Raw genomic sequence first — 24,173 nt, 5'->3', positions numbered from 1 at the left:
AGAGGCGCCATGGTAGCAGAAAGCGCCGAGTACGCCGCGACCGCTCGCCGCGGGCGCCTTTGTCCGAGCAATCAATGAATAACTTCTCTCGTTTGTGGGTTGAAGTTCCCGCAAAAGCCCTTATTTTAGGGAGGCCCCGTCACAGCGCTGTGCCAGCATCGTGGAATAACGCCACTTTCCTCACCATCGTTTCCGGGTAGAATGCTCGTTCGCATGCGGCCATGAGGGCTGCACGGGCGACTCACGGGGCCGCCCTCCATCCCTTTAGTGTGGAAGATCCTGCCGATATGTTTGCGCCTTTGTTAAAGAAACTTTTTGGAAGCAAGAACGAGCGTGAAGTCAAACGCATGCTCAAGACGGTACAGATCGTCAATGCCTTCGAAGAGCAAATGGTGGCCCTTTCGGACGATCAGTTACGCGCCAAGACTGCCGAATTCAAGGACCGCATCGCCAAGGGGGAAACCCTTGACCAGCTCCTGCCCGAAGCCTTCGCGGTTGCCCGTGAAGCCGGCAAGCGGGTGATGGGCATGCGTCACTTCGACGTTCAGTTGATCGGCGGCATGACCTTGCACGAAGGCAAGATCGCTGAAATGCGTACCGGTGAGGGCAAGACCCTGGTGGCGACACTGGCGGTATACCTCAATGCACTGTCCGGCAAGGGCGTGCACGTGGTGACGGTCAACGACTACCTGGCCCGCCGTGATGCCAACTGGATGCGTCCGCTGTATGAATTCCTCGGCCTGACGGTCGGCGTGGTCACGCCGTTCCAGCCGCCGGAAGAAAAACGCACCGCCTACGCTTGCGATATCACCTACGGCACCAACAACGAATTCGGTTTCGATTACCTGCGCGACAACATGGCGTTCAGCATGGATGAAAAATTCCAGCGTGAACTCAACTTTGCCGTGATCGACGAAGTCGACTCCATTCTCATCGACGAAGCCCGTACCCCGCTGATCATTTCCGGTCAGGCCGAGGACAGCTCCAAGCTGTACATCGAGATCAACAAGCTGATCCCGCAGTTGGAACTTCACGTCGAAGAAGTCGAGGGTGAAGTGACCAAGGCCGGCCATTACACGGTCGACGAGAAGACCCGTCAGGTCGAACTCAATGAAGCCGGTCACCAGTTCATCGAGGAAATGCTCACCCGCGTCGGCCTGCTGGCCGAGGGCGAGAGCCTGTACTCGGCCCATAACCTGGGCCTGCTGACCCACGTCTATGCCGGTCTGCGTGCGCACAAGCTGTTCCATCGCAACGTCGAGTACATCGTCCAGGACGGCCAGGTCGTGCTGGTGGATGAGCATACCGGCCGGACCATGCCGGGCCGTCGTCTGTCCGAAGGCCTGCACCAGGCCATCGAAGCCAAGGAAGGTCTGAACATCCAGGCCGAAAGCCAGACCCTGGCCTCGACCACTTTCCAGAACTACTTCCGTCTGTACAACAAGCTGTCCGGCATGACCGGTACCGCCGACACCGAAGCGTTCGAATTCCATCAGATCTACGGCCTGCAAGTGATGGTGATCCCGCCTAACAAGCCGCTGGCCCGTAAAGACTACAACGACCTGGTGTTCCTCACCGCCGATGAGAAATACGCGGCGATCATCGCCGACATCAAGGAATGCATGGCCCAGGGCCGTCCTATCCTGGTGGGTACCGCCACAATCGAAACCTCCGAGCACATGTCCGCATTGCTCACCAAGGAAGGTATCGAGCACAAGGTCCTCAACGCCAAGTTCCACGAAAAAGAAGCCGAGATCATCGCCCAGGCCGGTCGCCCGGGTGCCCTGACCATTGCCACCAACATGGCCGGCCGTGGTACCGACATCCTGTTGGGCGGCAACTGGGAAGTGGAAGTGGCCTCCCTGGAAAACCCGACGCCCGAGCAGATCGCGCAGATCAAGGCCGACTGGCAGAAGCGTCATCAACAGGTGCTCGAGTCCGGCGGTTTGCAGGTGATCGCTTCCGAGCGTCACGAATCGCGTCGTATCGACAACCAGCTGCGTGGCCGTGCCGGTCGTCAGGGCGATGCCGGTTCCAGCCGCTTCTATCTGTCGTTGGAAGACAGCCTGATGCGTATCTTCGCCTCTGATCGGGTGAAGAACTTCATGAAGGCCCTGGGCATGCAACCGGGCGAAGCGATCGAACACCGGATGGTCACCAACGCCATCGAGAAAGCCCAGCGCAAGGTCGAGGGCCGCAACTTCGATATCCGTAAGCAATTGCTGGAGTTCGACGACGTTAACAACGAACAGCGTAAAGTGATTTATCACATGCGTAACAGTTTGTTGGCCGCCGACAACATTGGCGAAACCATCGCAGATTTCCGCCAGGACGTGCTCAACGCAACCGTCAGCGCCCACATTCCGCCGCAGTCGCTGCCTGAGCAGTGGGATGTCGCCGGTCTGGAAGCTGCCTTGCAGAGCGACTTCGGCGTGGCGTTGCCGATCCAGCAATGGCTGGACGAAGACGATCACCTGTACGAAGAAACCCTGCGCGAGAAGCTGCTGGCTGAACTGATCGCCGCGTACAACGAGAAAGAAGACCAGGCCGGCGAAGAAGCGCTGCGCTCCTTCGAGAAGCAGATCGTACTGCGGGTGCTGGACGACTTGTGGAAAGACCACCTGTCGACCATGGATCACTTGCGCCATGGTATCCACCTGCGTGGTTATGCCCAGAAGAACCCCAAGCAGGAGTACAAGCGCGAGTCGTTCACGCTGTTCTCCGAGTTGCTGGATTCGATCAAGCGCGACTCGATCCGCGTGTTGTCCCACGTTCAGGTTCGCCGCGAAGACCCGGCCGAAGAAGAAGCCCGTTTGCGTCAGGAAGCCGAAGCCTTGGCCGCGCGCATGCAGTTCGAGCACGCCCCGGCCCCAGGCCTGGAAGTTGCCCAGGAGGAGGGCGCCGAGGTGGATGTTGCCTTGGCGACCGCGCCGGTACGTAACGAGCAGAAGCTGGGCCGCAACGAGCTGTGCTATTGCGGTTCGGGCAAGAAATACAAGCATTGTCACGGGCAGATTCAGTAACACCCGTTTCAAGCGCTGAACGACCCGCGCCGCGACCGGCTTTCAGCCGTCGCGGCGTTTTGCCATTTTGATTCGCCGTCTCGATTAAGGCGGTGTCGATTTATCTATTTAGGAGCGCATTCATGGCTGTTGGTCTTGGTCCGTTGCCAACGTTGCACCCGGTTGCCGGTTTTGAACTCGGTATCGCCTCGGCGGGCATCAAGCGCCCAGGGCGCAAGGATGTCGTGGTCATGCGTTGCGCCGAAGGCTCGACGGTTGCCGGCGTGTTCACCCTCAACGCCTTTTGCGCCGCGCCGGTCATCCTGGCCAAGCAACGCGTGCAGGGGCCGGTGCGTTACCTGCTGACCAACACCGGTAACGCCAACGCCGGCACCGGCGCCCCAGGCCTGGCCGCCGCCGAACGCACCTGCGCCAAGCTGGCCGAACTGACCGGCGTCGACGCCAGCCAGGTGCTGCCGTACTCCACCGGGGTGATCGGCGAACCGCTGCCGGTCGAGAAGATCGAAGGCGCGTTGCAGGCCGCTCTGGATGACCTGTCGGAAAACAACTGGGCCGCTGCCGCCACCGGCATCATGACCACCGACACGCTGCCCAAAGGGGCCAGTCGTCAATTCCAGCACGATGGCGTGACCGTCACCGTCACCGGCATCAGCAAAGGCGCCGGCATGATCCGCCCGAACATGGCGACCATGCTTGGCTACATCGCCACTGACGCCAAAGTCTCCCGGCAGGTGCTGCAAGACCTGATGCTCGACGGCGCCAACAAGTCGTTCAACCGCATCACCATCGACGGCGACACCTCCACCAACGACTGCTGCATGCTGATCGCCACCGGCAAGGCCGACCTGCCGGAAATTACCGAAGCCAGCGGTGCGCTGTTTGCCGCCCTGAAGCAGGCGGTATTCGAAGTCTGCATGGAAGTGGCCCAGGCCATCGTCCGTGACGGCGAAGGCGCGACCAAGTTCGTGACCGTGCAAGTCAACGGTGGCGGCAACCATCAGGAATGCCTGGATGTTGGCTACACCGTGGCGCACTCGCCGCTGATCAAGACCGCGCTGTTCGCCTCCGACCCGAACTGGGGCCGGATCCTCGCCGCCGTCGGCCGTGCCGGTGTGCCGGACCTGGACGTGAGCAAGATCGACGTGTTCCTCGGTGAAGTCTGCATCGCCAGCCAGGGCGCACGCGCCGCCACCTACACCGAAGCCCAGGGCGCGGCGGTGATGCAGCAGGAAGAAATCACCATTCGTATCGAGCTGGGACGTGGTGATTGCAGCGAAACGATCTGGACGACTGACCTGTCCCACGAGTATGTGAAGATTAACGCGGAATATCGGACTTAACAGTTCGGGACCGAGTTGCTGCCATCGCGAGCAGGCTCGCTCCCCCAGGGATTGGTTGGGTGACCTGGACCTGTTCACACCACCGATCCATTGTGGGAGCGAGCTTGCTCGCGATGGCGCCAGTACAGCCTCCACAACACCCCAAGAAAGGATTCCAGACATGAGCCTGCACCTGATCATCGGCGACAAACACCTTTCCTCCTGGTCCTTGCGCGGTGCGCTGGCCCTGGCGTTGACCGGCGCAAAGTACACCGAAGAGCTGGTCAGGCTCGACCAACCGGACACCCGTGAGAAACTGCTCAAGTATTCAGCCACCGCCAAAGTCCCGTTGCTCAAGACCGAATTCGGTGTGATCGCCGACTCCCTGGCGATTGCCGAATACCTGGCTGAACAGTTTCCCGATGCGGGCCTCTGGCCCAGGGACGTCGCCGCCCGGGCTCAGGCACGTTCGGCCTGTGCACAAATGCACAGCGGTTTTTTTGCTATCCGCAGCCACATGCCGTTTGACCTGCTGCGCGATGCGCCGCTGGTGCCCATGCCGGCGGAGGTTCAGGCGGAAATCCAGCGGATGCTGGCACTGTGGGCCGAATGCCGTGCGGCGGCTACTGAAGCCGGGCCCTACCTGTTTGGCCGCTTGAGTCTGGCCGATGTGTTCTTCGCGCCGGTGGCCGTGCGCTTGCGCACCTATCAGGTGGCGTTGCCCGAGGTCGATGCGGCCTATGTCGAAACTATCTATCAATGGCCGGCGTTCAAGGCGTGGCAACAGGCCGGCCTGGAGGAAACAGCGCGGTGAAACGAGTCCATGTAGCGGCGGCGGTCATTCGTGACGCTGCCGGCAAAATCCTGATCGCCCGACGGGCCGACACCCAGCACCAGGGTGGCCTTTGGGAGTTTCCCGGTGGCAAGGTCGAGGCGGATGAGTCCGTCGAAACCGCCCTGGCCCGCGAACTTCATGAGGAGCTGGGCATTGTCGTCGTCGCCGCCCGGCCGTTGATCAAGGTGCGTCACGATTACCCGGATAAACAGGTGTTGCTGGATGTCTGGGAAGTCTCGGCGTTCACCGGCGAGCCCCACGGTGCCGAAGGGCAGCCGTTGGCCTGGGTCACGGCCCGGGAGCTTTTGAACCATGAGTTCCCGGCGGCCAACCAGCCGATCATCGCGGCGGCTCGTTTGCCCGGCGAATATTTGATCACCCCTGAAGGCCTCGAAACGCCGCAGTTGCTGCGCGGCATGCAAAAGGCTATCGCCGGCGGGATCAAACTGGTCCAGCTGCGCGCGCCCAATGGCTACGACCCGAAGTACCGCGATCTGGCGGTGGATGCGGCAGGTTTGTGCGCCGGCAAGGCCCAGTTGATGCTCAAGGGGCCTTTCGAATGGCTGGGGGATTTCCCGTCCGCCGGCTGGCACATTACCGCCGCGCAATTGCGCAAGCATGCTGCGGCCGGTCGTCCTTTCGGCAAAGACCGTTGGTTGGCGGCGTCCTGCCACAACGCCGAGGAGCTGTCCCTGGCGCAGCAGATGGACGTGGACTTCGTGACGCTCTCGCCGGTGCAACCGACCCAGACCCATCCCGAGGCCCAACCGCTGGGGTGGGAAGAGGTTTCGCGGTTGATCGAGGGCTTCAACAGGCCGGTGTATCTGTTGGGCGGGGTGGGGCCGGACGAGCGGCAGCAAGCCTGGGCCGCTGGGGCGCAGGGTGTGGCGGGGATTCGGGCGTTTTGGCCTGGGCCTTGATTGGGTGGGATGACTGATCGTTCCCACGCTCTGCGTGGGAACGCCTCAACGGACGCTCCGCGTTCGGCTCTGGAGGGACGCGGAGCGTCCCGGGCTGCGTTCCCACGCAGAGCGTGGGGAACGATCATGCAGGTCATCAACTCTCGGGCTTGGCAGCCGCCACCCACAACACCTCAGCCACCCCTTGCCGCCGGGCAATGACCCGCGCCGCGACGAATAACAGATCCGACAACCGATTGATATACGCCAGCCCCGGCCCGGCCAATGGCTCCACGGCGTTCAACTGCTGACAACGGCGTTCGGCGCTACGGGCCAGGCTGCGGCAGACGTGGGCCTGGGCGATCAGTGTCGAGCCACCGGGCAGGATGAAGTTCTCCAACGGTCCCACTTCTTCGTTCCATGCATCGATGGCTGCTTCCAGGCGCTCGACTTCCAGCATGTTCAAGGCCTGATAAGCCGGCATCGCCAGTTCACCGCCCAGGTCGAACAGCCGATGCTGACAAGGCGCCAAGACCTCGATCAGCTCCTGTAGCGCCGGATATTCAACTGCCTCTCCCGTGAGGCTGGCGAGCAACAATCCCAACTGACTGTTGAGCGTGTCCACCTCGCCAATGGCCTCGACCCGTGGATGGTCCTTGGCTACACGGCGACCATCCCCCAACCCGGTCTCACCTTTGTCGCCGGTGCGGGTGTAAATCTTCGACAGGCGAAAACCCATGTTCAGCGCTCCAGTTGTTTGTGTTCCTGCGGCACCATTGAGGTGCCGGTCAATGGCAGGCGCAAGGTGAAGCAGGTGCCCTGGCCCGGCGCCGACTGCACTTCCATCTGGCCCTTGTGATTATTGGTGATGATGAAATACGACACCGACAGCCCCAGCCCGGTCCCTTGGCCGATTTCCTTGGTGGTGAAGAACGGCTCGAAGGTGCGTTTGCGTACGTTCTCGCTCATGCCGATGCCGTTGTCCTCCACCTGGATCTCTGCCCACGGTGGGTTCAGCCGCGTGCGCAGGATAATGCGCCCGGGTTCGCTGTCGTCCTGGCGTTGATGGATCGCCTGGGCGGCGTTTTTCAGCAGGTTGAGCAGCACCTGCTCCAGCTCGTTGGCGGTGCCGGGCACCGGGCCCAGGTTGGGGTCGAACTGCCGGATGATCGCCTGGCCCTTGAAATCGAAACCGATTGCCAGGTCGAAGTCGTTGCCGGCGATCTCCACCGCCTGGTCGATCAGTGCCGGCAGGTCGCAGGGGGCCATCTGCCGGGTGCTGCGCCGGCTGAAGCTGAGCATGTGGGTGACGATTTTCGCCGCCCGGGCGCCGGCCTGCTGGATGCCGTCGAGCAACTGCGGGATTTCCCGGCTTTGCAGGTAAAGGTTCACCCTTTGCAGTTCGATATTCAGTTGTTCGGCCTGTTCGATGTTCTTCGGCAGCTCCGGCGACAGGCGTCGGCGGATGTTTTGCACGTTGTGCAGGATGGCTCCCAGCGGGTTGTTGATTTCATGGGCCATGCCCGCCGCAAGACCGCCGACCGAGAGCATCTTTTCTGATTGCACCATCATTTCTTCCAGCGACAGGCGTTGGGTGATGTCATCGATGCGGATCACCACGCCGCGTCCGGCGCCGCCCATCAGTGGATAGAAAGTGAGGGCGTAGTGCCGGGCCTCGTCGTCCTTGGTCCAGGTGACGCGTTCGATCTTCGCTACCGTGTGCTGTTCGACCGTTTGCTTGAGCTGCGGCAGGTAAGGCTTGAGCGGTTCGAAGGCGAGGAAGATCGGCTGGTTCAGCGCCTCGTCCAGGCGTGTGCCGGAGAGGGCGCTGGCTTCCTGGTTCCATTGGGTGACGTAGAGCTGTTCGTCGAGGGCGATCAGGGCCGAGGGCATGGAGTCGATAATGCTGTTGAGGTAGTTCTGGAAACCGGTGAGCTTTTTCTCGATCTTGCTGCGCACCTGGACTTCCAGCTCCAGTTTGCGATTGGTGTGACGGGTTTCTTCCGCCAGGCCCTGGGCCTGGTCGTAGGCGGCCTGGGAGTCGTCACGCGCGCGCTTGAGTTGCTGCTCCCGGGCTTCGATCCGCGAGAGCATGGTGTTGAACGCCTCGGCCAGGCTGCCGATTTCGTCGTGGTTGCCGCGGGCGGCGCGCAGGGAATAGTTCTCCTCGCGGGTGACTTGGCGCGACAGTTCCTCGAGCTGATGAATCGGCTGGGTAATCAGGCGTTTGATCTGCTGGGCAATGACCAGCCAGAGCAACACGCTGAAGATCAGGATGCCGAGGCTGGCGGTCAGGGTGCCGGTGTAGAACGCCGTCGGCAGTTCGCTGCTGGCAACCAGCAACAGATGACCCGGCGCCGTCCCCGGGCGGGGTAGGGTGATGACCTGATTGCTGCGAAACTCACTGGCTTGCCACGCCTGCATGTGGCGGTAATGGTCCGGCAGCTTGAGCTTTTCGCCCTGTTGCAGTTGCGCCAGGCGTGCGCCCTCGCCGTCATACAACGCAGCGGCCCGCAACGGCGCGTAGCTGTTGAGTTCATCCAGCAGGCGCTGGGCGGTCTGAGGCGACTGCAGGGCATCGGCGATCAGGCTCGGGTTGGCCACCAGCCGACCGATGGTCTGCAGGGCCTGGGGCGCCATGCTTTCCTGGGAAATGTAATAGGCGGCGCTGATAAAGGTCAGGTTGGCCACCAGCAGGACGGTGGTCAACAACACCAGCAGGGCGGCCAGCAGTTTCTGGCCGACCGGGAGGTTTTCAAGGCGCTGGCGCAATGGCATCGGACTCTTCGTTTAAAAGGAACACGAGGGCCAGCGTAGCCGCTGCTCAGTCGCCGGGCAATCCGAGGTTGTTCAAGTGGGTAATCAGACGCTGCCGCAATTGTTCCAGGTGTGGCACCGGTAACCGGTGGCGCTCGGCAACCCTGCAAGCGTGGCCGAGCAGGTAGCTGATTTCGGTGCGGCGGCCATGGGCGACGTCCTGGTACATCGAGGAGTAGTTGGCGGCGGTGGCCTGGATGACCCGTTCGACTTCCGGCTGCAAGTCTTCGGCCGCCATGGGCTGGCCGCAGCGTTCCAGCAGGTCCGTGAGTTCCGCGCAGAGGGTCGCCACTTCGCAGTGATGCGCCTGCAGGCCGCCGTTCTTGCAGTGGTGCAGGACGGTCAGAGGGTTGATGGCACAGTTGAGCGCCAGTTTGCGCCAGAGCCGGGTGAGGATGTCAGCCGTCCATTCGTGGGGTATGGCGGCGGCGGTGAGGTCGTCCAGCCAGATCGGTGCCACCGGGTGCGCGGGGTCACCCAGCCAGGTGTAGCCGTGGCCGGCAAACACCACGCGCCAGTCACCGTCGCGGAACGCCCCTTCGGTACTGGAGGCACTGATGCAACGGGCCAAGGGTATACGATTGGCGACCGCGTCCTGACTGCCGAGGCCGTTCTGTAGCAGGATCAGTTCCGCGTCGGCGCTCAGGCGATGAGCCACAGAAGCCACGGCCGCTTCGGCGTCATAGGCTTTGCAGGCCAGGAGCAGGCGTTTGATCGGCTGGGGGGCGTCGGCTGTTTGCCCGGGTACCGGGTATTGCCGGGCCTGACCCTGTTCCACCAGCGTCAGACCACCGGCGGCCCGATAGGCCTGCAAGCGTTGTTCATTGCGCAGTACCAGCCGCACCGGCAAACCGGCCCGGGCCAGGCGCGTCGCCCACAACGTACCGAGGCTGCCGGCCCCCAGGACATGCCAGGTAGTAGGCATCAGTTTTTTACTCGGTTTGGCGCAGGCATCTGGGGGCTCGCAGTGTCGACAGGAAAAGACCCGTTATAATGAGCCCGATTTTAACCACAAGCCAAGCACGCGCCTTTGTTACGGGCGCGTCTTTTTTATTGGAGAACACTACATGCCGTCATTCGACGTGGTATCCGAACTGGACAAACACGAAGTCACCAACGCCGTTGAAAACGCCGTCAAGGAACTCGACCGTCGTTATGACCTCAAGGGCAAGGGCAGTTTCGAGTTCAAGGAGAAGGACCTGACCGTCAACCTGACCGCCGAGGCCGACTTCCAGCTTGAGGCAATGATCGAGATCCTCAAGCTGGCCCTGGTCAAGCGCAAGATCGACGTTCAGTGCCTTGAGGTCAAGGACGCCTATGCCTCGGGCAAGCTGATGAAGCAGGAAGCTGTGCTCAAGGAAGGCATCGATAAGGAACTGGCGAAGAAAATCGTTGCTCATATCAAGGACGCCAAGCTTAAGGTGCAAGCCGCCATCCAGGGCGAGCAAGTGCGCGTCACCGGCAAAAAGCGTGATGACTTGCAGGAAGCCATCGCGGCGCTGCGGGGCAAGGAATTCGGCATGCCTTTGCAGTTCAATAACTTCCGCGACTGACACCCGGTTGCACAGAGGCATTGTGGGGAGCGGGCAAACGCTCTTTTCACAATGCTTCGCCCGGTCTTTCGTGGTTACGGCAATAGAAGGAGAGGTAGATGGACTTGAACGCTGAAGTGGACAACTTGATCAAGGCGTCCGAGGCCTGGATCCCCATGATCATGGAGTACGGCAGCCGGGTGCTGCTGGCGGTGATCACGCTGGCCATTGGCTGGTGGCTGATCAACAAGGTAACCCGCAAACTCGGCGGGCTGCTGGCGTTGCGCAATGCCGACCTGGCGCTGCAAGGGTTCATCAGCAACCTGGCGAACATCATCCTCAAGATCCTGCTGATCGTCAGCGTGGCGTCGATGATCGGCATTGAGACCACCTCGTTCATCGCGGCTATCGGTGCGGCAGGCCTGGCGATCGGCTTGGCATTGCAGGGCAGCCTGGCGAACTTCGCCGGTGGTGTGTTGATTCTGTTGTTCCGCCCGTTCCGCATCGGTGACTGGATCGAAGCTCAAGGCGTGGCCGGTACGGTCGACAGCATCCAGATCTTTCACACCGTGATTCGCACCGGTGACAACAAAACTGTCATCGTGCCCAACGGCAACCTGTCGAACGGCATCATCACCAACACCAATCGCCAGCCGACCCGCAAAGTCGTGTTCGATGTAGGCGTGGATTACCAGGCCGACCTGCAAAAGGCTCGCGAAGTGTTGTTGGAGCTGGCCAAGGACGAGCGTGTACTGGCCGATCCAGCGCCTGAGGCGGTGATTTCCACCCTGGGCGACAGTTCGATCACGGTGTCGTTGCGGGTATGGGTCAAAACGGCCGATTACTGGAGCGTGATGTTCATGTTCAATGAACAGGCCCGGGATCGTTTGAAGGACGCGGGAATTGATATTCCGTTTCCGCAGCGGGTTATTCGGGTGGTCCAGGAAGGGGCAGCGTAATAACGCTTTGAATGCATGAAATGATTGTTAGTTAGCTTGCTAATTACGAAGTTGCTTTCAAGTTGACTTGTAATGGGCACAAAAAAACCGCTCACCTGGATCAGGTGAGCGGTTTTTTATTTGTTGCCGGTGTAACTATCGAATGACCGCTGAATTACAAGATGCTCAGAGGATATTCGACGATGAAGCGGAAGTCGTTGTTGTCCCTGACGCTGACGGACTCAGAATGGGCAGAGTTGGTGCGGTAGAACGCGCTACGAATGCGGAAAGACAGGTCTTTGGCTGGACCGCTTTGCATAACGTACTTGGTTTCGAAGTCCCACTCGTGTTCTTTGCCCTCTACGCCGCCAGTGGTAATGTTGTCGCCAGTGACGTAACGAGTCATGAAGCTCAGGCCGGGAACGCCATAAGTTTTCATGTTCAGGTCGTAGCGAGCCTGCCAGGAGCGCTCGTCTTCGCTGTTGAAGTCGGAGTACTGGACGGAGTTGGAGAGGAAGATAGTACCGCCGCCGTCAACACCGTATGCGTAGCCACTGTCACCGCTGGAGCGCTGGTGAGCCAGGGTGAACTTGTGCGCCCCGATAGCATAGGCCGCTGCGAGGGACCAGATGCGGTTGTCGATATCGCCGCTCAACTCTTGACCCTGGCTCTTGCTGTCGTAGCCGTTGAAATCGAAGTTCAGAGACTGATCTTCGTTAATTGGCAGGGTGTAGTTCAGATTGATGTATTTTTTCTTGAAGTAATCTTCAACGTCGGAAGCCGCTACGCCAGCTACGAAATTGTCGGTGAACTGGTAGGTTGCACCTGCAATATCAGCGGATTTCAAGCCAGGATTACCCGCGCCGTTGATGCTGTCACGGCCCATGCCTGTTTGTGCGCTCATCGCAGTGAAGTGACCTGCGCTCAGCTCCAGACCCTTGATTTCGTTGCTGGTGATCAAGGTGCCGGTGGCAACTTCAGGCAGAATACGGCTGTCGTCGGTGGAGAATACTGGGCTGCTGGTGAACTGGTTGCCGTATTTCAGGACGGTGTCGGACAGGCGGAATTTAACTGCGCCGCCAGCCTTCGATTGAGTTTCTTCCAGATTGCCATCGCTGTCCGCGGCGAACAAACCGTTACCGGCACGACCCGAGCCGCCGTCGAAGCGGGCGGAGCCCAAAGCGAAAGCGTCAACGCCTACGCCTACGGTACCTTGGGTAAAGCCCGACTCGTAGATGGCGCGAACGCCAAGGCCGGCTTCTTCACGATAACTTTGACGAGTGCTTGGTTCGTTCTTGAAGTCGCGGTTCATGTACAGCATACGGCTCAGAACGTTCAGGCTCTGATCTTCAAAAAAGCCCTTGGATTCTTCCTGGGAAGAGGCCATTGCGAACTGCGAGGTACTGGCCGAAACAGCCAGTGCGATCATGCTCCACTTCATCACGCGCATCGTGATTTGCTCCTTTGGTTTTTAGAAGAGTCTTGCCGTCCCACCTGTTTTTTTATCTGGGCGGCTCTTTCTTTTTGTGTCGGCGCGAACTTATATCACGACGACATTCATTGGCGATACTTGCCCATCCAATCTTTCAGCTTCTTTACGACCCTGTCGCCAATGGCTCGATCCATGTCGTATTTGGGCTGTTCCGGCGCAATCGGACTCACAACTCGAAGTTGCTTCTTTTTTTCCGGCGTCGGTGTAAAGAGTCCTTTGTTACTGCGCTTGAAGCTCCCTGTGGGCAACCTTGCCACTTTATTTATAGGCCAGCAGGTTTTCGCTTCCGGCGATGCCTTGCAGGCGATATGGGGATGAATGCAACAAGCATGCTCAAACCCGGATTTTGTTCACGTTTTTTTCACATTCTCCATTTTTGCATGGTGAAACCTCATGAAACCGGGCTCCAAAGGCCTTGTTTTAAATGAGGTTGACTGCTGTGGCGCTCTCGTGTTTAGAACCGCTAAACGCTGCGAGACAACCAAAAACGTTACCGGTTCACCCTCTCAGTGAGTAGATCACGGATGCTTCGTGCACTGAGCGTAGACGCGTTGTGCTGTTTTGGTGCAAAAAATCTCTACCTTGTACGAAAATTTTACAGGCTCAGTGCAAGAGGCAGTGCTCGCAGCGCCCGTCTCAGGCCTATGTGTTACCGGCCGCGCTGAGTTGGTGCGCGTACTGGAAAAAAAGCATCGGACAGGGTCATGACAGTACGCAGTGAACCCTTCGACGTTCAAGGGTATGCTGCGGCTCTATGTCCCACTCAGGCCCGCTGAGTCGGGCAAAAACGATAACCAGCGAGGAGTGCGCGCGGTGTTTGCTTTAGATCCACAACTGCAACAAGACACGTTAGTCATGGGTGACTTCCCGCTGTGCCGGTTGCTCTTGTCCAACGATTCCAATTACCCGTGGTTCATCCTCGTGCCGCGACGGGAAAATATCAGCGAATTGTTTCAATTGGATGACGCCGACCAGCGGCAGCTGTGGAAGGAAACCACGGCCCTGGCCGAAACCCTCAAGGACTCCTTCAATGCTGACAAGCTGAACGTTGCAACCTTGGGTAACGTCGTCAGTCAGTTGCACATGCACGTCATCGTGCGCAAGCGTGATGACGCGGCCTGGCCAGCGCCGGTCTGGGGCAAACACCCGGCCAGGTCGTATACTGCTGAACAGGTGAAGGTCATTCGCGACCGATTGCGAGCGGCCCTGACCGATGATTTCAAGTTTCTGGAGGGCTGAAACCATGAACCTTGAAGAGCGTGTAACGGATCTGGAAAGCCGCCTGGCGTTTCAGGATGACACCATCCAGGCATTAAATGACGTGCTGGTGGAGCAGCAACGAGTGGTCGAGCGTCTGCAGCTGCAAATGGCCGCGTTGCTCAAGCGCCAGGAAGAGATGGCCGGGCAATTCGAAACCTTCGAAGAAGAAGCGCCTCCGCCTCACTACTGACCGACCGGAACGACAGGCAATAAAAAACCGCGAGCAGCCAGGCTGCATCGCGGTTTTTTTACGCTTGGGATCAGCGGCGCGGTAGCGCGGCGATCACATCTTCGGCCTGCAGGCCCTTGTCGCGGTTCATCACGGAGAACTCCACGCGCTGGCCTTCGACCAGAACGCGGTGGCCTTCACCACGAATGGCTCGGAAATGCACAAAGATGTCATCGCCGGAGTCGCGGGAGATGAAACCGAACCCCTTGGAAGTGTTGAACCACTTCACGGTGCCGGTATCGCGGTTGGACATGTCGTAGTTTTGCGGTGCGGCGGCCGGTGACGACTTCTTGTAGAAGCTGACAGCCAGGTGCAATGCCACGGCGAGCAGTGATGCGGCCAGGCTGAACAGCACGGCCGGTTGACCGGCGATTTGCGGCATGGGTGCCAGCAGGGTCAGGGTTTGCAGGGCAACGGCCAACACCAGCAAGGCGCTGACCAGGTTTTGCAGTTGATGACGTGGGCCTTTGTTCCAGTAGGGGATAACAGGTGCAAGGGTCAGGTTGAGCAGGCCGAAAAAGGCCAGGTAAAGCGCATCGGGATGTTGCAGGTAAGGCGTGGCTTCGGAACCCAGGCTAGGGATGAAGGACAGCAGCAGGGCAGCTGCGCCCATTAGCAAGTGGACGATTTTCAACATTTTGATTGACTCACGGTTAAGACGGATCACAAGGAAGAGCTGATCGGGGCGGTTCGCTTCGGAACAATAGAGAGGCGTTGGACACATTCCCGAATCAGCCTATGCGCCATGCCCGGAAAAATAGGCGTAGCGACACACTGCCTATTTAACAGCAAAGCCCCGACCTTCTCAAACCCGTTACGGGGGGCGGACCGCGCTGTTCGTCGGCGCAAGGTATCAGGCAAGGGCGTGAAATCTCCCGCCTCGTCGGAACCGTCCGGTGTTGCGGCTTGTCGGTTCAGGAGGGCTGGCGATTTGTCGCAGGCTGGCGGCGGTAACACCGGCTAGAGTGCAAGAGCCGCTGTCGAATTCATCACCGCAGGAGATCAACCAACATGGCAATTGATATCGGGATCAGTGAAGAAGATCGCAAATCCATCGTCGAGGGGCTTTCACGGCTGCTGTCGGACACTTACGTTCTGTACCTCAAGACCCATAATTTTCACTGGAACGTCACGGGGCCGATGTTTCGCACCCTGCACCTGATGTTCGAGGAGCAATACAACGAGCTGGCGCTGGCGGTGGACCTGATTGCCGAACGCATTCGTGCCCTCGGCTTTCCTGCGCCGGGCGCTTACGCCGTGTATGCACGCTTGTCTTCTATCAAGGAAGAAGAAGGCGTGCCTGGCGCCGAAGACATGATCCGCCAGTTGGTCGAGGGTCAGGAAGCCGTGACGCGTACGGCCCGTAGCATCCTTCCTTTATCGGACAAGGTCAGTGACGAACCGACCACCGATCTGCTGACCCAGCGCATGCAGGTCCATGAAAAAACCGCATGGATGCTGCGCTCGCTGCTGGAAGACCGGTAAGCGCTGGGCCCGGCGATGACGGGGGGCATTATCGCCCGCACTTTGTGTAGGACGTCGTAATTCGTCGCCTGCCTGCTGCTGGCTTGTCCTACGCCGATGGTCATAAAGTCATCTGGATCTGGCGATGCCGTTGAGCTTCCATAGAGCCACAGATTGGTTGTTCCAATTGAGAGGTTCGTATGGCAAAGGAGTGTCAACGGTATGATTCAAGGAAAGGAACCTGGGGAGGGTGTGCATGGGCGCTTTCAGCCCATTACCATCGACCCGTTCGTCCGGGGGTTCGACATGCAGCTGGCCCGGCCCCTGTCCCGATCGATCCGCCTGAACGGGTTCGCCACCTGTCTTCGGCTCGAGCAGGTCTATTGGGATATTCTCGGTGACATGGCCCAGCTCAACAGCTGTTCCATCAGTACTCTGCTGTCCCATGTGGACCGGGAAGTGCACCTGCGCCATGGCGGGGTACGCAACTTCAGCGGTTTAGTGCGCGTGGTTTGCGTGGTGCACAGTTTGAAGGAGGCAGGGACGGAGGTCGTGGGGCGTCATTGGCGCGATGAATGCGTGGCGCCTGTCAGTGGCTGAGACCGACCGGTAACGGCCTGTGCCGTCTTACGGCTGCACAGGCCGCATTTAATGGATATAATCCCGCTCTTTGCCGCAAAGCCCAGCCTTTGCGCGAGTAACCTGATCGCCGAGACAACCCCCATGCCGATGTACGACTATCAATGTGCTTCCTGTGGTCATCAGATGGAAGCCATTCAAAAGATCAGCGCGGCACCGCTGGTCGACTGCCCTGCCTGTCAGGCGCCGGAACTGAAAAAGATGCTGTCCATGCCAGGTTTCCGCCTCGGTGGCACCGGCTGGTATGAAACCGACTTCAAGACCGGCGCCAAGAAGAACCTGGCCGGTGGCGACAAAGCTGACTGAGTTGAACACGCGCGAGCTCTTGCACGGGCAGGGCCTCCAACCGAATTTCGAATTACGAGAAGTGAAACCACTACCATGATGCGCAGCCATTATTGCGGCCAACTGAACGAAAGCCTGGAAGGTCAGGAAGTTACTCTTTGCGGATGGGTCCATCGTCGCCGTGACCATGGCGGGGTGATTTTCCTCGATATCCGTGATCGTGAAGGCCTGGCTCAGGTAGTGTTCGATCCGGACCGCGCTGAAACCTTCGCCACCGCCGACCGCGTGCGCAGCGAATACGTGGTCAAGATCACCGGCAAGGTACGCCTGCGTCCGGCCGGTGCCGGCAACGCCAACATGGCCTCGGGCATGATCGAAGTGCTGGGCTATGAGCTGGAAGTGCTCAACGAAGCGGAAACCCCGCCGTTCCCGCTCAACGAATACTCCGACGTGGGCGAAGAAACCCGCCTGCGCTATCGCTTCATTGACCTGCGTCGCCCGGAAATGGCCGAGAAGCTGCGTCTGCGTTCGCGCATGACCACCAGCATCCGTCGTTACCTGGATGAAAACGGCTTCCTCGACGTCGAGACGCCGATCCTGACCCGCGCCACGCCGGAAGGTGCTCGCGACTACCTGGTGCCGAGCCGCACCCACCCCGGTAGCTTCTTCGCCTTGCCGCAATCGCCGCAGCTGTTCAAGCAACTGCTGATGGTGGCCGGCTTCGACCGCTACTACCAGATCGCCAAGTGCTTCCGCGACGAAGACCTGCGTGCCGACCGTCAGCCTGAGTTCACTCAGATCGACATCGAGACCAGCTTCCTCGACGAAAAAGACATCATGGGCCTGACCGAAGGCATGATCCGCAACCTGTTCAAGGAAGTGCTGGGTCTGGAATTCGGCGAGTTCCCGCACATGACCTTCGAAGAAGCCATGCGCCGCTACGGTTCCGACAAGCCGGACCTGCGCAACCCGCTGGAACTGGTGGACGTGGCCGATCAGCTCAAGGAAGTCGATTTCAAGGTGTTCAGTGGCCCGGCCAACGACCCGAAATGCCGGATCGCGGCCCTGCGTGTGCCAGGCGGGGCAAGCATGCCGCGCAAGCAGATCGACGACTACACCAAGTTCGTCGGCATCTACGGTGCCAAGGGGTTGGCGTACATCAAGGTCAACGAGCGCGCGGCGGGTGTTGACGGCCTGCAATCGCCGATCGTGAAAAACATCCCTGAAGCCAACCTGAACGTGATCCTCGATCGCGTGGGCGCGGTTGATGGCGACATCGTGTTCTTCGGCGCCGACAAGGCCAAGATCGTCAGCGAAGCCTTGGGTGCGCTGCGCATCAAACTGGGTCACGACCTCAAGCTGCTGACCTGCGAGTGGGCGCCGATGTGGGTCGTCGACTTCCCGATGTTCGAAGAGAACGACGACGGCAGTTTCTCCGCGCTGCACCACCCGTTCACCGCGCCGAAGTGCTCGCCTGAGGAGTTGGAGGCCAACCCGGCCACCGCTCTGTCACGCGCTTACGACATGGTCTTGAACGGCACCGAGCTGGGTGGCGGTTCGATCCGTATCCATCGCAAGGAAATGCAACAGGCGGTCTTCCGTCTGCTGGGCATCAGTGAAGCGGAACAGGAAGAGAAATTCGGCTTCCTGCTCGATGCCCTGAAGTACGGTGCACCGCCCCACGGTGGCCTGGCCTTTGGCCTGGACCGCCTGGTGATGCTGATGACCGGCGCCCAGTCGATTCGTGAAGTGATCGCGTTCCCGAAAACCCAGAGCGCGGCCGATGTCATGACCCAGGCTCCGGGTGTGGTGGATGCCAAGGCACTGCGCGAGTTGCACATCCGTCTGCGTGAACAGCCAAAGGCTGAGTAAGGCCGACACCTGAAGGCGCATCTTCGGATGCGCCTTTTCATTGGGGTCGATATTTCTGGTTGCCGGCTACTGTGCGAGCGCAGGGCGGGCAATGTTGCAAAGAGAAACCGGAGCGAGTTATGGCAGGTCATTCCAAGTGGGCGAACATCAAGCACCGCAAAGAACGTCAGGATGCCAAGAGGGGCAAGATATTCACCAAGTGGATCCGTGAGCTGACGGTCGCTGCCCGCCAGGGTGGCGGTGATCCAGGTTCCAACCCGCGCTTGCGCCTGGCCCTGGACAAGGCGCTGGGGGCGAACATGAGTCGCGACATCATCGACCGCGCTATCGCCCGCGGCGCGGGTGCGACCGAAGCCGATAATGTGGAAGAGCTGACCTACGAGGGTTACGGCCCCGGTGGCGTAGCGGTGATGGTCGAGTGCATGACCGACAACCGCAACCGCACCGCCGCCGCCGTGCGTCACGCCTTCAGCAAATGCGGGGGCAACTTGGGCACCGACGGTTCGGTGGCGTACCTGTTCGAGCGCAAGGGGCAGATCAGTTTCGCGCCGGGCCTCGATGAAGATGCCCTGACGGAGGCGGCCCTGGAAGCCGACGCCGATGACGTGGTCAGTCATGAGGATGGTTCGTTCGACGTGTTCACCTCGTTCGCCAGCTTTTACGCCGTGCGCAATGCCCTGGAGGCTGCCGGTTTCAAGCCGGCCGACGCGGAAATCGTCATGCAGCCGACCACCAGCGCCGAACTGGACCTGGAGGGTGCCGAGAAGGTGCTCAAGCTGATCGACATGCTCGAAGACCTGGACGATGTGCAGAATGTCTACTCTAACGCGGACATTCCTGAAGCGGTCGCTGAACAGCTTGGCTGATAGCGTTGTTGGTACAGCGATCTTGTTCAGCTATGCGTAGGTGCTTTATGTGGGAGCGAGCCTGCTCGCGATAGCGAGGGTCCAGCTTGCAAAGATGTTGCAGTGATACCCCTATCGCGAGCAGGCTCGCTCCCACAGATTCAAACACTTCATCTTCAAACCGCAGGCGTTATGACTTTAATCCTTGGTATCGACCCCGGTTCGCGCATCACCGGCTACGGCGTGGTTCGTGATACCGGGCGCGGCTGCGTGTACGTCGCGTCAGGCTGTATCCGCACCGGTGCCGGTGAGTTGCACGAGCGCTTGCAGATCGTTTATCGCGGCGTGCGTGAAGTCATCCAGACCTACGGCCCGGTCACCATGGGCATTGAAAAGGTCTTCATGGCGCGTAACGCCGATTCTGCCCTGAAGCTGGGGCAGGCTCGTGGGGCGGCCATTGTGGCCGGTGCCGAGGAAAACCTGGAAATCGCCGAATATACCGCGACCCAGGTCAAGCAGGCGGTCGTTGGAACGGGCGCGGCGAACAAGGAACAGGTGCAAATGATGGTGATGCATCTGCTGAAACTGGTCAGCAAGCCGCAGATCGATGCCTCCGACGCCCTGGCCATCGCCATTTGCCATGCCCATACCCGTTCCAGCCTGTTGCCGCATGGCCTGGGAGCCGCACGCAGTCGTGGCGGGCGCCTGCGTCTCTGATAGCATCAGCGCAATCTTTCGTGAGCCCGAGCATTTTGCGCCTGTGTCGTCGGCCTCCATGCTCCGGCCGTTACTCGCCAGCCCACGGCTGGCCTACGCCCAAGGATCTGAAACGTGATTGGACGCTTGCGCGGCACCCTGGCTGAAAAACAGCCGCCGCACCTGATTCTGGATGTAAATGGCCTGGGTTATGAGCTGGAAGTGCCCATGACCACCTTGTATCGCTTGCCGTCGGTCGGTGAACCGCTGACGCTGCACACCCATTTGGTCGTGCGCGAGGATGCGCAGTTACTCTATGGCTTCGTCGGCAAGCGCGAGCGGGATTTCTTCCGCGAGCTGATTCGTCTCAACGGCGTCGGCCCGAAACTGGCCCTGGCCTTGATGTCGAGCCTGGAAGTCGACGAACTGGTGCGCTGCGTACAGTCCCAGGACACTTCGGCCCTGACCAAGGTGCCAGGTGTCGGCAAGAAAACCGCCGAGCGCCTGTTGGTTGAACTCAAGGACCGTTTCAAGGCCTGGGAAGCGGTGCCGGCCATGTTCGCGCTGGTGCCTAACCAGCCGGACGCGCCAGCGCCCGCGGCCAGCGCGGAAAACGATGCGGTCACCGCACTGATCTCCCTGGGCTACAAGCCGCAGGAGGCCAGCAAGGCGATTTCCGCTATCAAGGAAAAAGGCTTGAGCACCGAAGACATGATTCGTCGTGCCCTGAAGGGAATGATTTAAGTGATTGAAGCCGATCGTCTGATCGCCGCCACGGGTGCCCCCCGTGACCGTGAAGAAGTACAAGACCGTGCGATTCGTCCCGTCAGTCTGGCCGATTACATCGGTCAGCCGGCGGTCCGCGAGCAAATGGAACTGTTTATCCAGGCGGCCCGTGGGCGCAGCGAGTCTCTGGACCATACCTTGATCTTCGGCCCACCCGGTTTGGGCAAGACCACCCTGGCCAACATCATTGCCCAGGAGATGGGCGTGTCGATCAAGAGTACGTCCGGGCCGGTCCTCGAGCGCCCGGGTGACCTGGCGGCGCTGCTGACCAATCTTGAGCCCCATGATGTGCTGTTCATCGACGAAATCCACCGGCTATCGCCGATCGTCGAGGAAGTGCTGTACCCGGCGATGGAGGATTTCCAGCTCGACATCATGATTGGCGAGGGGCCGGCGGCCCGTTCCATCAAGCTCGATCTGCCGCCGTTCACCCTGGTGGGCGCCACGACCCGCGCCGGCATGTTGACCAACCCGCTGCGGGACCGCTTCGGGATCGTCCAGCGCCTGGAGTTCTACAACAACGCCGATCTGGCGACGATCGTCGGCCGCTCGGCCGGCATTCTCGGGTTGCCGCTGGACCCGGATGGCGCTTATGAGATCGCCCGGCGGGCGCGGGGTACACCGCGGATCGCCAACCGGCTGTTGCGTCGGGTCCGGGATTTTGCCGAAGTTCGCGCCAAGGGCCACATCACCAAACCGATTGCCGACCTGGCGTTGAACCTGCTGGATATCGACGAGCGTGGTTTCGACCACCAGGACCGGCGCCTGCTGCTGACCATGATCGAGAAGTTCGACGGCGGTCCGGTGGGCGTGGACAGCCTGGCGGCGGCCATCAGCGAAGAGCGCCATACCATCGAAGATGTGCTGGAACCGTACCTGATCCAGCAGGGCTACATCATGCGCACCCCCCGCGGGCGTGTGGTGACGCGTCACGCCTATCTGCATTTCGGCTTAAACATCCCGACACGAATGGGTGAGATGCCGGTGGTAGACGAATTCCTCGATGCCGTGGACGATTGAACGACCTCTGTGCAGCGACTTTTTTCAGGTTCGTGCTGTCCCAGACGACACCCGGAGCGTCATTGCATTTCGAGAATGAAAAAACAGTTGCCTGGCCGATTGGCAACCTGAGGAGTAAGCACTAGAGTATGCGCGCGCAAAACGGGCTGGAGTCGTTCGCACATCGCTGTCGCGTTTATTACGAGGACACCGATGCCGGCGGCATCGTTTACTACGTCAATTACCTCAAGTTTATGGAACGGGCTCGAACCGAACGGCTGCGGGAACTGGGTTTTACCCAATCCGCGCTGGTGGGAGAGGACCTGTTATTCGTCGTGCATTCCAGCGAAGCGCGCTACCACGCGCCGGCGCGACTGGACGACGAGCTTCTGGTAAGTGCCGATGTCATCGAATTGAACCGTGTCAGCCTGCGCTTCAAGCAGCAGGTCAGGCGGGCTACGGATAATGCGCTGCTCTGTGAAGGGCAGTTTCTGGTGGCCTGTGTGCGCACCCATAGTTTGAAACCCCGGGCCATTCCCGAAGCTCTACGTGCGGCCTTTGCCGGCGTGAGCGGCGCCGGTACATACTCAGAGCAGGAGATAAAGCGTGGAAGCTAACGTCGTCGACCATTCCTCCATGTGGAGCCTGGTCAGCAATGCCAGCGTTGTGGTGCAGTTGGTAATGCTGATCCTGGTAGCCGCATCGGTGACCTCATGGATCATGATCTTTCAGCGCAGCAATATGCTGCGCGCCGGTCGTCGAGCCCTGGAGAGCTTCGAGGAGCGCTTCTGGTCCGGTATCGACCTGTCCAAACTCTACCGCCAGGCCGGCAGCAACCCGGACCCGGACTCGGGGGTCGAGCAGATCTTCCGTGCCGGCTTCAAGGAGTTCTCCCGTCTGCGCCAGCAACCAGGCGTGGACCCTGAGGCGGTGATGGAAGGCGTGGCCCGTGCCATGCGCGTCGCCATCTCCCGCGAGGAAGAAAAACTCGAGCAGGGCCTGCCGTTCCTGGCCACCGTCGGTTCAGTCAGCCCGTACATCGGCCTGTTCGGTACCGTCTGGGGGATCATGAACTCCTTCCGTGGCCTGGCCACTGCCCAGCAAGCGACCCTGGCCACCGTGGCCCCGGGTATCGCCGAGGCACTGATTGCCACCGCCATCGGTCTGTTCGCGGCCATCCCGGCTGTTATCGCCTACAACCGCTTTGCTGCCCGCAGCGAAACGCTGACCAGCCGTTACTACACCTTCGCCGATGAATTCCAGGCGATCCTGCACCGCAAAGTGCACACCAGCGAAGAATAAGCAGGTATTTCCCAATGGCTTTAATCGCTCGAGCCCGAAAAAAGCGCAAGCCGGTTGCCGAGATGAACGTGGTGCCCTACATCGACGTGATGTTGGTGCTGCTGGTCATCTTCATGGTGACCGCGCCGATGCTCAATCAGGGCGTGAAGGTTGATCTGCCCAAGGTTTCCAGTGAAGCCTTGCCGCAGGACAACGACACCCAGGTCCTGACCATTTCGATCAAGGCTGACAAGACCTACTACTGGAACCTTGGCAGCGAAGTCGACACCGAGAAGCAGCAGGACCGGGCCATGACCTTGCCGCAGATGACCGATGCGGTGACCAAGATCATCAACGCCGGCAACAGCAACGGCAAACGCACCCAGGTCTTCATTCGCGGCGACAAGACCGTCGACTACGGTGCGGTGATGGGCGCCATGGGCGGCCTGCAGAAAGCCGGGGTCGGTAATGTTGGCTTAATCACTGAGGCGCCCTGATGCAGCAACAGCGAGAGCCGTCCGCCTCGGAAAGCTACTTCTGGCCTAGTGTCTGGGCAATTGGCCTGCATGTGCTGGTGTTTGGCATGCTGTTCGTCAGTTTTGCCATGACTCCGGAGCTGCCGCCGGCCAAGCCCATCGTGCAGGCGACCCTGTATCAGCTCAAGTCCAAGAGCCAGGCCACCACGCAGACCAACCAGAAGCTTGCCGGTGAGGCGAAGAAATCCGCCGCGCGCCAGACCGAAGTCGAGCAGATGGAGCAAAAGAAGGTCGAGCAGGAAGAGATAAAAGCTGCGGAACAAAAGAAAGAGCAAGCGGCTCAAAAGGCCGAAGAAGCCAGGAAGGCTGACGAAGCCAAGAAGGCCGACGAGGCGAAGAAAACCGCCGAGGCCAAAAAGGCCGAAGAAAAGAAACTGGCTGATATAGCCAAGAAAAAATCCGAAGAAGAAGCCAAGAAAGCCGCTG

The 24,173-nt window shown here is 60.0% G+C and carries 24 protein-coding genes and 1 pseudogene; 20 read left to right on the top strand and 5 right to left on the bottom strand.

Annotation, left to right across the window (positions count from 1 at the left end):
* The first annotated feature begins 287 nt into the window (after positions 1–287).
* The 4 genes from secA to GSM73_RS16595 all read left to right on the top strand — a co-directional run bounded on the left by secA (position 288) and on the right by GSM73_RS16595 (position 6,097).
* Positions 288–3,023, top strand: coding sequence for a preprotein translocase subunit SecA (gene secA, locus GSM73_RS16610; RefSeq protein WP_047227085.1), 2,736 nt, complete (start codon positions 288–290; stop codon positions 3,021–3,023).
* A gap of 122 nt (positions 3,024–3,145) precedes the next feature.
* Positions 3,146–4,363 (top strand): bifunctional glutamate N-acetyltransferase/amino-acid acetyltransferase ArgJ, encoded by a 1,218-nt coding sequence (argJ, locus tag GSM73_RS16605; protein ID WP_047227084.1) that lies wholly within the window; start codon positions 3,146–3,148, stop codon positions 4,361–4,363.
* Between the two features lie 160 nt (positions 4,364–4,523).
* Positions 4,524–5,156, top strand: coding sequence for a glutathione S-transferase family protein (locus GSM73_RS16600; RefSeq protein ID WP_047227083.1), 633 nt, complete (start codon positions 4,524–4,526; stop codon positions 5,154–5,156).
* The gene (locus GSM73_RS16595) at positions 5,153–6,097 is read left to right on the top strand and encodes a Nudix family hydrolase (protein WP_160893262.1); all 945 of its coding nucleotides are present in this window, start codon (positions 5,153–5,155) and stop codon (positions 6,095–6,097) included. Before GSM73_RS16600 ends, GSM73_RS16595 begins: the two co-directional genes overlap by 4 nt.
* Before the next feature lie 136 nt (positions 6,098–6,233).
* Here the strand turns inward: GSM73_RS16595 and GSM73_RS16590 are convergent, their stop codons facing one another.
* The 3 genes from GSM73_RS16590 to GSM73_RS16580 are packed head-to-tail and all read right to left on the bottom strand — an operon-like array spanning position 6,234 to position 9,818.
* On the bottom strand, positions 6,234–6,815 hold the full coding sequence (locus GSM73_RS16590; protein WP_160893260.1) for a cob(I)yrinic acid a,c-diamide adenosyltransferase: 582 nt from the start codon (positions 6,813–6,815) through the stop codon (positions 6,234–6,236).
* 2 nt (positions 6,816–6,817) lie between these two features.
* Positions 6,818–8,854, bottom strand: coding sequence for a HAMP domain-containing sensor histidine kinase (locus GSM73_RS16585; protein WP_047227080.1), 2,037 nt, complete (start codon positions 8,852–8,854; stop codon positions 6,818–6,820).
* A gap of 46 nt (positions 8,855–8,900) precedes the next feature.
* Positions 8,901–9,818, bottom strand: coding sequence for a putative 2-dehydropantoate 2-reductase (locus GSM73_RS16580; RefSeq protein WP_160893258.1), 918 nt, complete (start codon positions 9,816–9,818; stop codon positions 8,901–8,903).
* Positions 9,819–9,960: 142 nt separating this feature from the next.
* Between GSM73_RS16580 and GSM73_RS16575 the strand changes: the two genes are divergently transcribed.
* Entirely contained in the window at positions 9,961–10,446 is a 486-nt protein-coding gene (locus GSM73_RS16575; protein WP_003205057.1) for a YajQ family cyclic di-GMP-binding protein, read from the top strand.
* Between the two features lie 98 nt (positions 10,447–10,544).
* Positions 10,545–11,384, top strand: coding sequence for a mechanosensitive ion channel family protein (locus GSM73_RS16570; RefSeq protein WP_160893256.1), 840 nt, complete (start codon positions 10,545–10,547; stop codon positions 11,382–11,384).
* A gap of 154 nt (positions 11,385–11,538) precedes the next feature.
* Here the strand turns inward: GSM73_RS16570 and GSM73_RS16565 are convergent, their stop codons facing one another.
* Positions 11,539–12,813: an OprD family porin gene (locus GSM73_RS16565; RefSeq protein WP_160893254.1), complete on the bottom strand. Its 1,275-nt coding sequence runs from the start codon at positions 12,811–12,813 to the stop codon at positions 11,539–11,541.
* An 855-nt stretch (positions 12,814–13,668) separates the two neighbouring features.
* Between GSM73_RS16565 and GSM73_RS16560 the strand changes: the two genes are divergently transcribed.
* Positions 13,669–14,094, top strand: a complete 426-nt coding sequence (locus tag GSM73_RS16560; RefSeq protein ID WP_076383691.1) for an HIT domain-containing protein — start codon at positions 13,669–13,671, stop codon at positions 14,092–14,094.
* Between the two features lie 4 nt (positions 14,095–14,098).
* Complete coding sequence (locus tag GSM73_RS16555; protein ID WP_047227075.1) at positions 14,099–14,305, top strand: SlyX family protein; 207 nt, start codon at positions 14,099–14,101, stop codon at positions 14,303–14,305.
* Positions 14,306–14,375: 70 nt separating this feature from the next.
* Here GSM73_RS16555 and GSM73_RS28100 read toward each other — a convergent pair whose 3' ends face one another.
* A complete protein-coding gene (locus tag GSM73_RS28100; RefSeq protein ID WP_047227074.1) occupies positions 14,376–14,981 on the bottom strand; it encodes a cold-shock protein in 606 nt (201 codons plus the stop codon).
* Between the two features lie 374 nt (positions 14,982–15,355).
* Between GSM73_RS28100 and GSM73_RS16545 the strand changes: the two genes are divergently transcribed.
* The 12 genes and pseudogenes from GSM73_RS16545 to tolA all read left to right on the top strand — a co-directional run.
* On the top strand, positions 15,356–15,829 hold the full coding sequence (locus GSM73_RS16545) for a Dps family protein (protein WP_047227073.1): 474 nt from the start codon (positions 15,356–15,358) through the stop codon (positions 15,827–15,829).
* A 201-nt stretch (positions 15,830–16,030) separates the two neighbouring features.
* The gene (locus tag GSM73_RS16540) at positions 16,031–16,408 is read left to right on the top strand and encodes a ribbon-helix-helix domain-containing protein (RefSeq protein ID WP_076383692.1); all 378 of its coding nucleotides are present in this window, start codon (positions 16,031–16,033) and stop codon (positions 16,406–16,408) included.
* Between the two features lie 123 nt (positions 16,409–16,531).
* The gene (locus GSM73_RS16535) at positions 16,532–16,753 is read left to right on the top strand and encodes an FmdB family zinc ribbon protein (RefSeq protein ID WP_003178589.1); all 222 of its coding nucleotides are present in this window, start codon (positions 16,532–16,534) and stop codon (positions 16,751–16,753) included.
* 75 nt (positions 16,754–16,828) lie between these two features.
* Entirely contained in the window at positions 16,829–18,604 is a 1,776-nt protein-coding gene (aspS, locus tag GSM73_RS16530) for an aspartate--tRNA ligase (protein WP_047227071.1), read from the top strand.
* 119 nt (positions 18,605–18,723) lie between these two features.
* Positions 18,724–19,470 (top strand): YebC/PmpR family DNA-binding transcriptional regulator, encoded by a 747-nt coding sequence (locus tag GSM73_RS16525; RefSeq protein ID WP_076383693.1) that lies wholly within the window; start codon positions 18,724–18,726, stop codon positions 19,468–19,470.
* A 171-nt stretch (positions 19,471–19,641) separates the two neighbouring features.
* Complete coding sequence (ruvC, locus tag GSM73_RS16520) at positions 19,642–20,166, top strand: crossover junction endodeoxyribonuclease RuvC (protein ID WP_030140802.1); 525 nt, start codon at positions 19,642–19,644, stop codon at positions 20,164–20,166.
* A 114-nt stretch (positions 20,167–20,280) separates the two neighbouring features.
* Complete coding sequence (ruvA, locus tag GSM73_RS16515) at positions 20,281–20,889, top strand: Holliday junction branch migration protein RuvA (protein ID WP_047227070.1); 609 nt, start codon at positions 20,281–20,283, stop codon at positions 20,887–20,889.
* On the top strand, positions 20,890–21,951 hold the full coding sequence (gene ruvB, locus GSM73_RS16510) for a Holliday junction branch migration DNA helicase RuvB (RefSeq protein ID WP_047227069.1): 1,062 nt from the start codon (positions 20,890–20,892) through the stop codon (positions 21,949–21,951).
* Positions 21,952–22,079: 128 nt separating this feature from the next.
* The gene (ybgC, locus tag GSM73_RS16505) at positions 22,080–22,547 is read left to right on the top strand and encodes a tol-pal system-associated acyl-CoA thioesterase (protein ID WP_160893252.1); all 468 of its coding nucleotides are present in this window, start codon (positions 22,080–22,082) and stop codon (positions 22,545–22,547) included.
* A complete protein-coding gene (tolQ, locus tag GSM73_RS16500; RefSeq protein WP_047227067.1) occupies positions 22,537–23,232 on the top strand; it encodes a protein TolQ in 696 nt (231 codons plus the stop codon). The genes ybgC and tolQ overlap by 11 nt, the downstream gene beginning before the upstream one ends.
* Positions 23,233–23,255: 23 nt before the next feature.
* Positions 23,256–23,708 (top strand): protein TolR, encoded by a 453-nt coding sequence (gene tolR, locus GSM73_RS16495; RefSeq protein WP_160893274.1) that lies wholly within the window; start codon positions 23,256–23,258, stop codon positions 23,706–23,708.
* Positions 23,708–24,173 (top strand): annotated as a pseudogene (gene tolA, locus GSM73_RS27410) (cell envelope integrity protein TolA); the annotation flags it as partial. The gene tolR and the pseudogene tolA, both read left to right, overlap by 1 nt.

The organism is Pseudomonas sp. PICF6, assembly GCF_009831705.1.
GTDB lineage: Bacteria > Pseudomonadota > Gammaproteobacteria > Pseudomonadales > Pseudomonadaceae > Aquipseudomonas > Aquipseudomonas rhizophila.
This window is presented reverse-complemented; position numbering and strand designations above follow the sequence as displayed.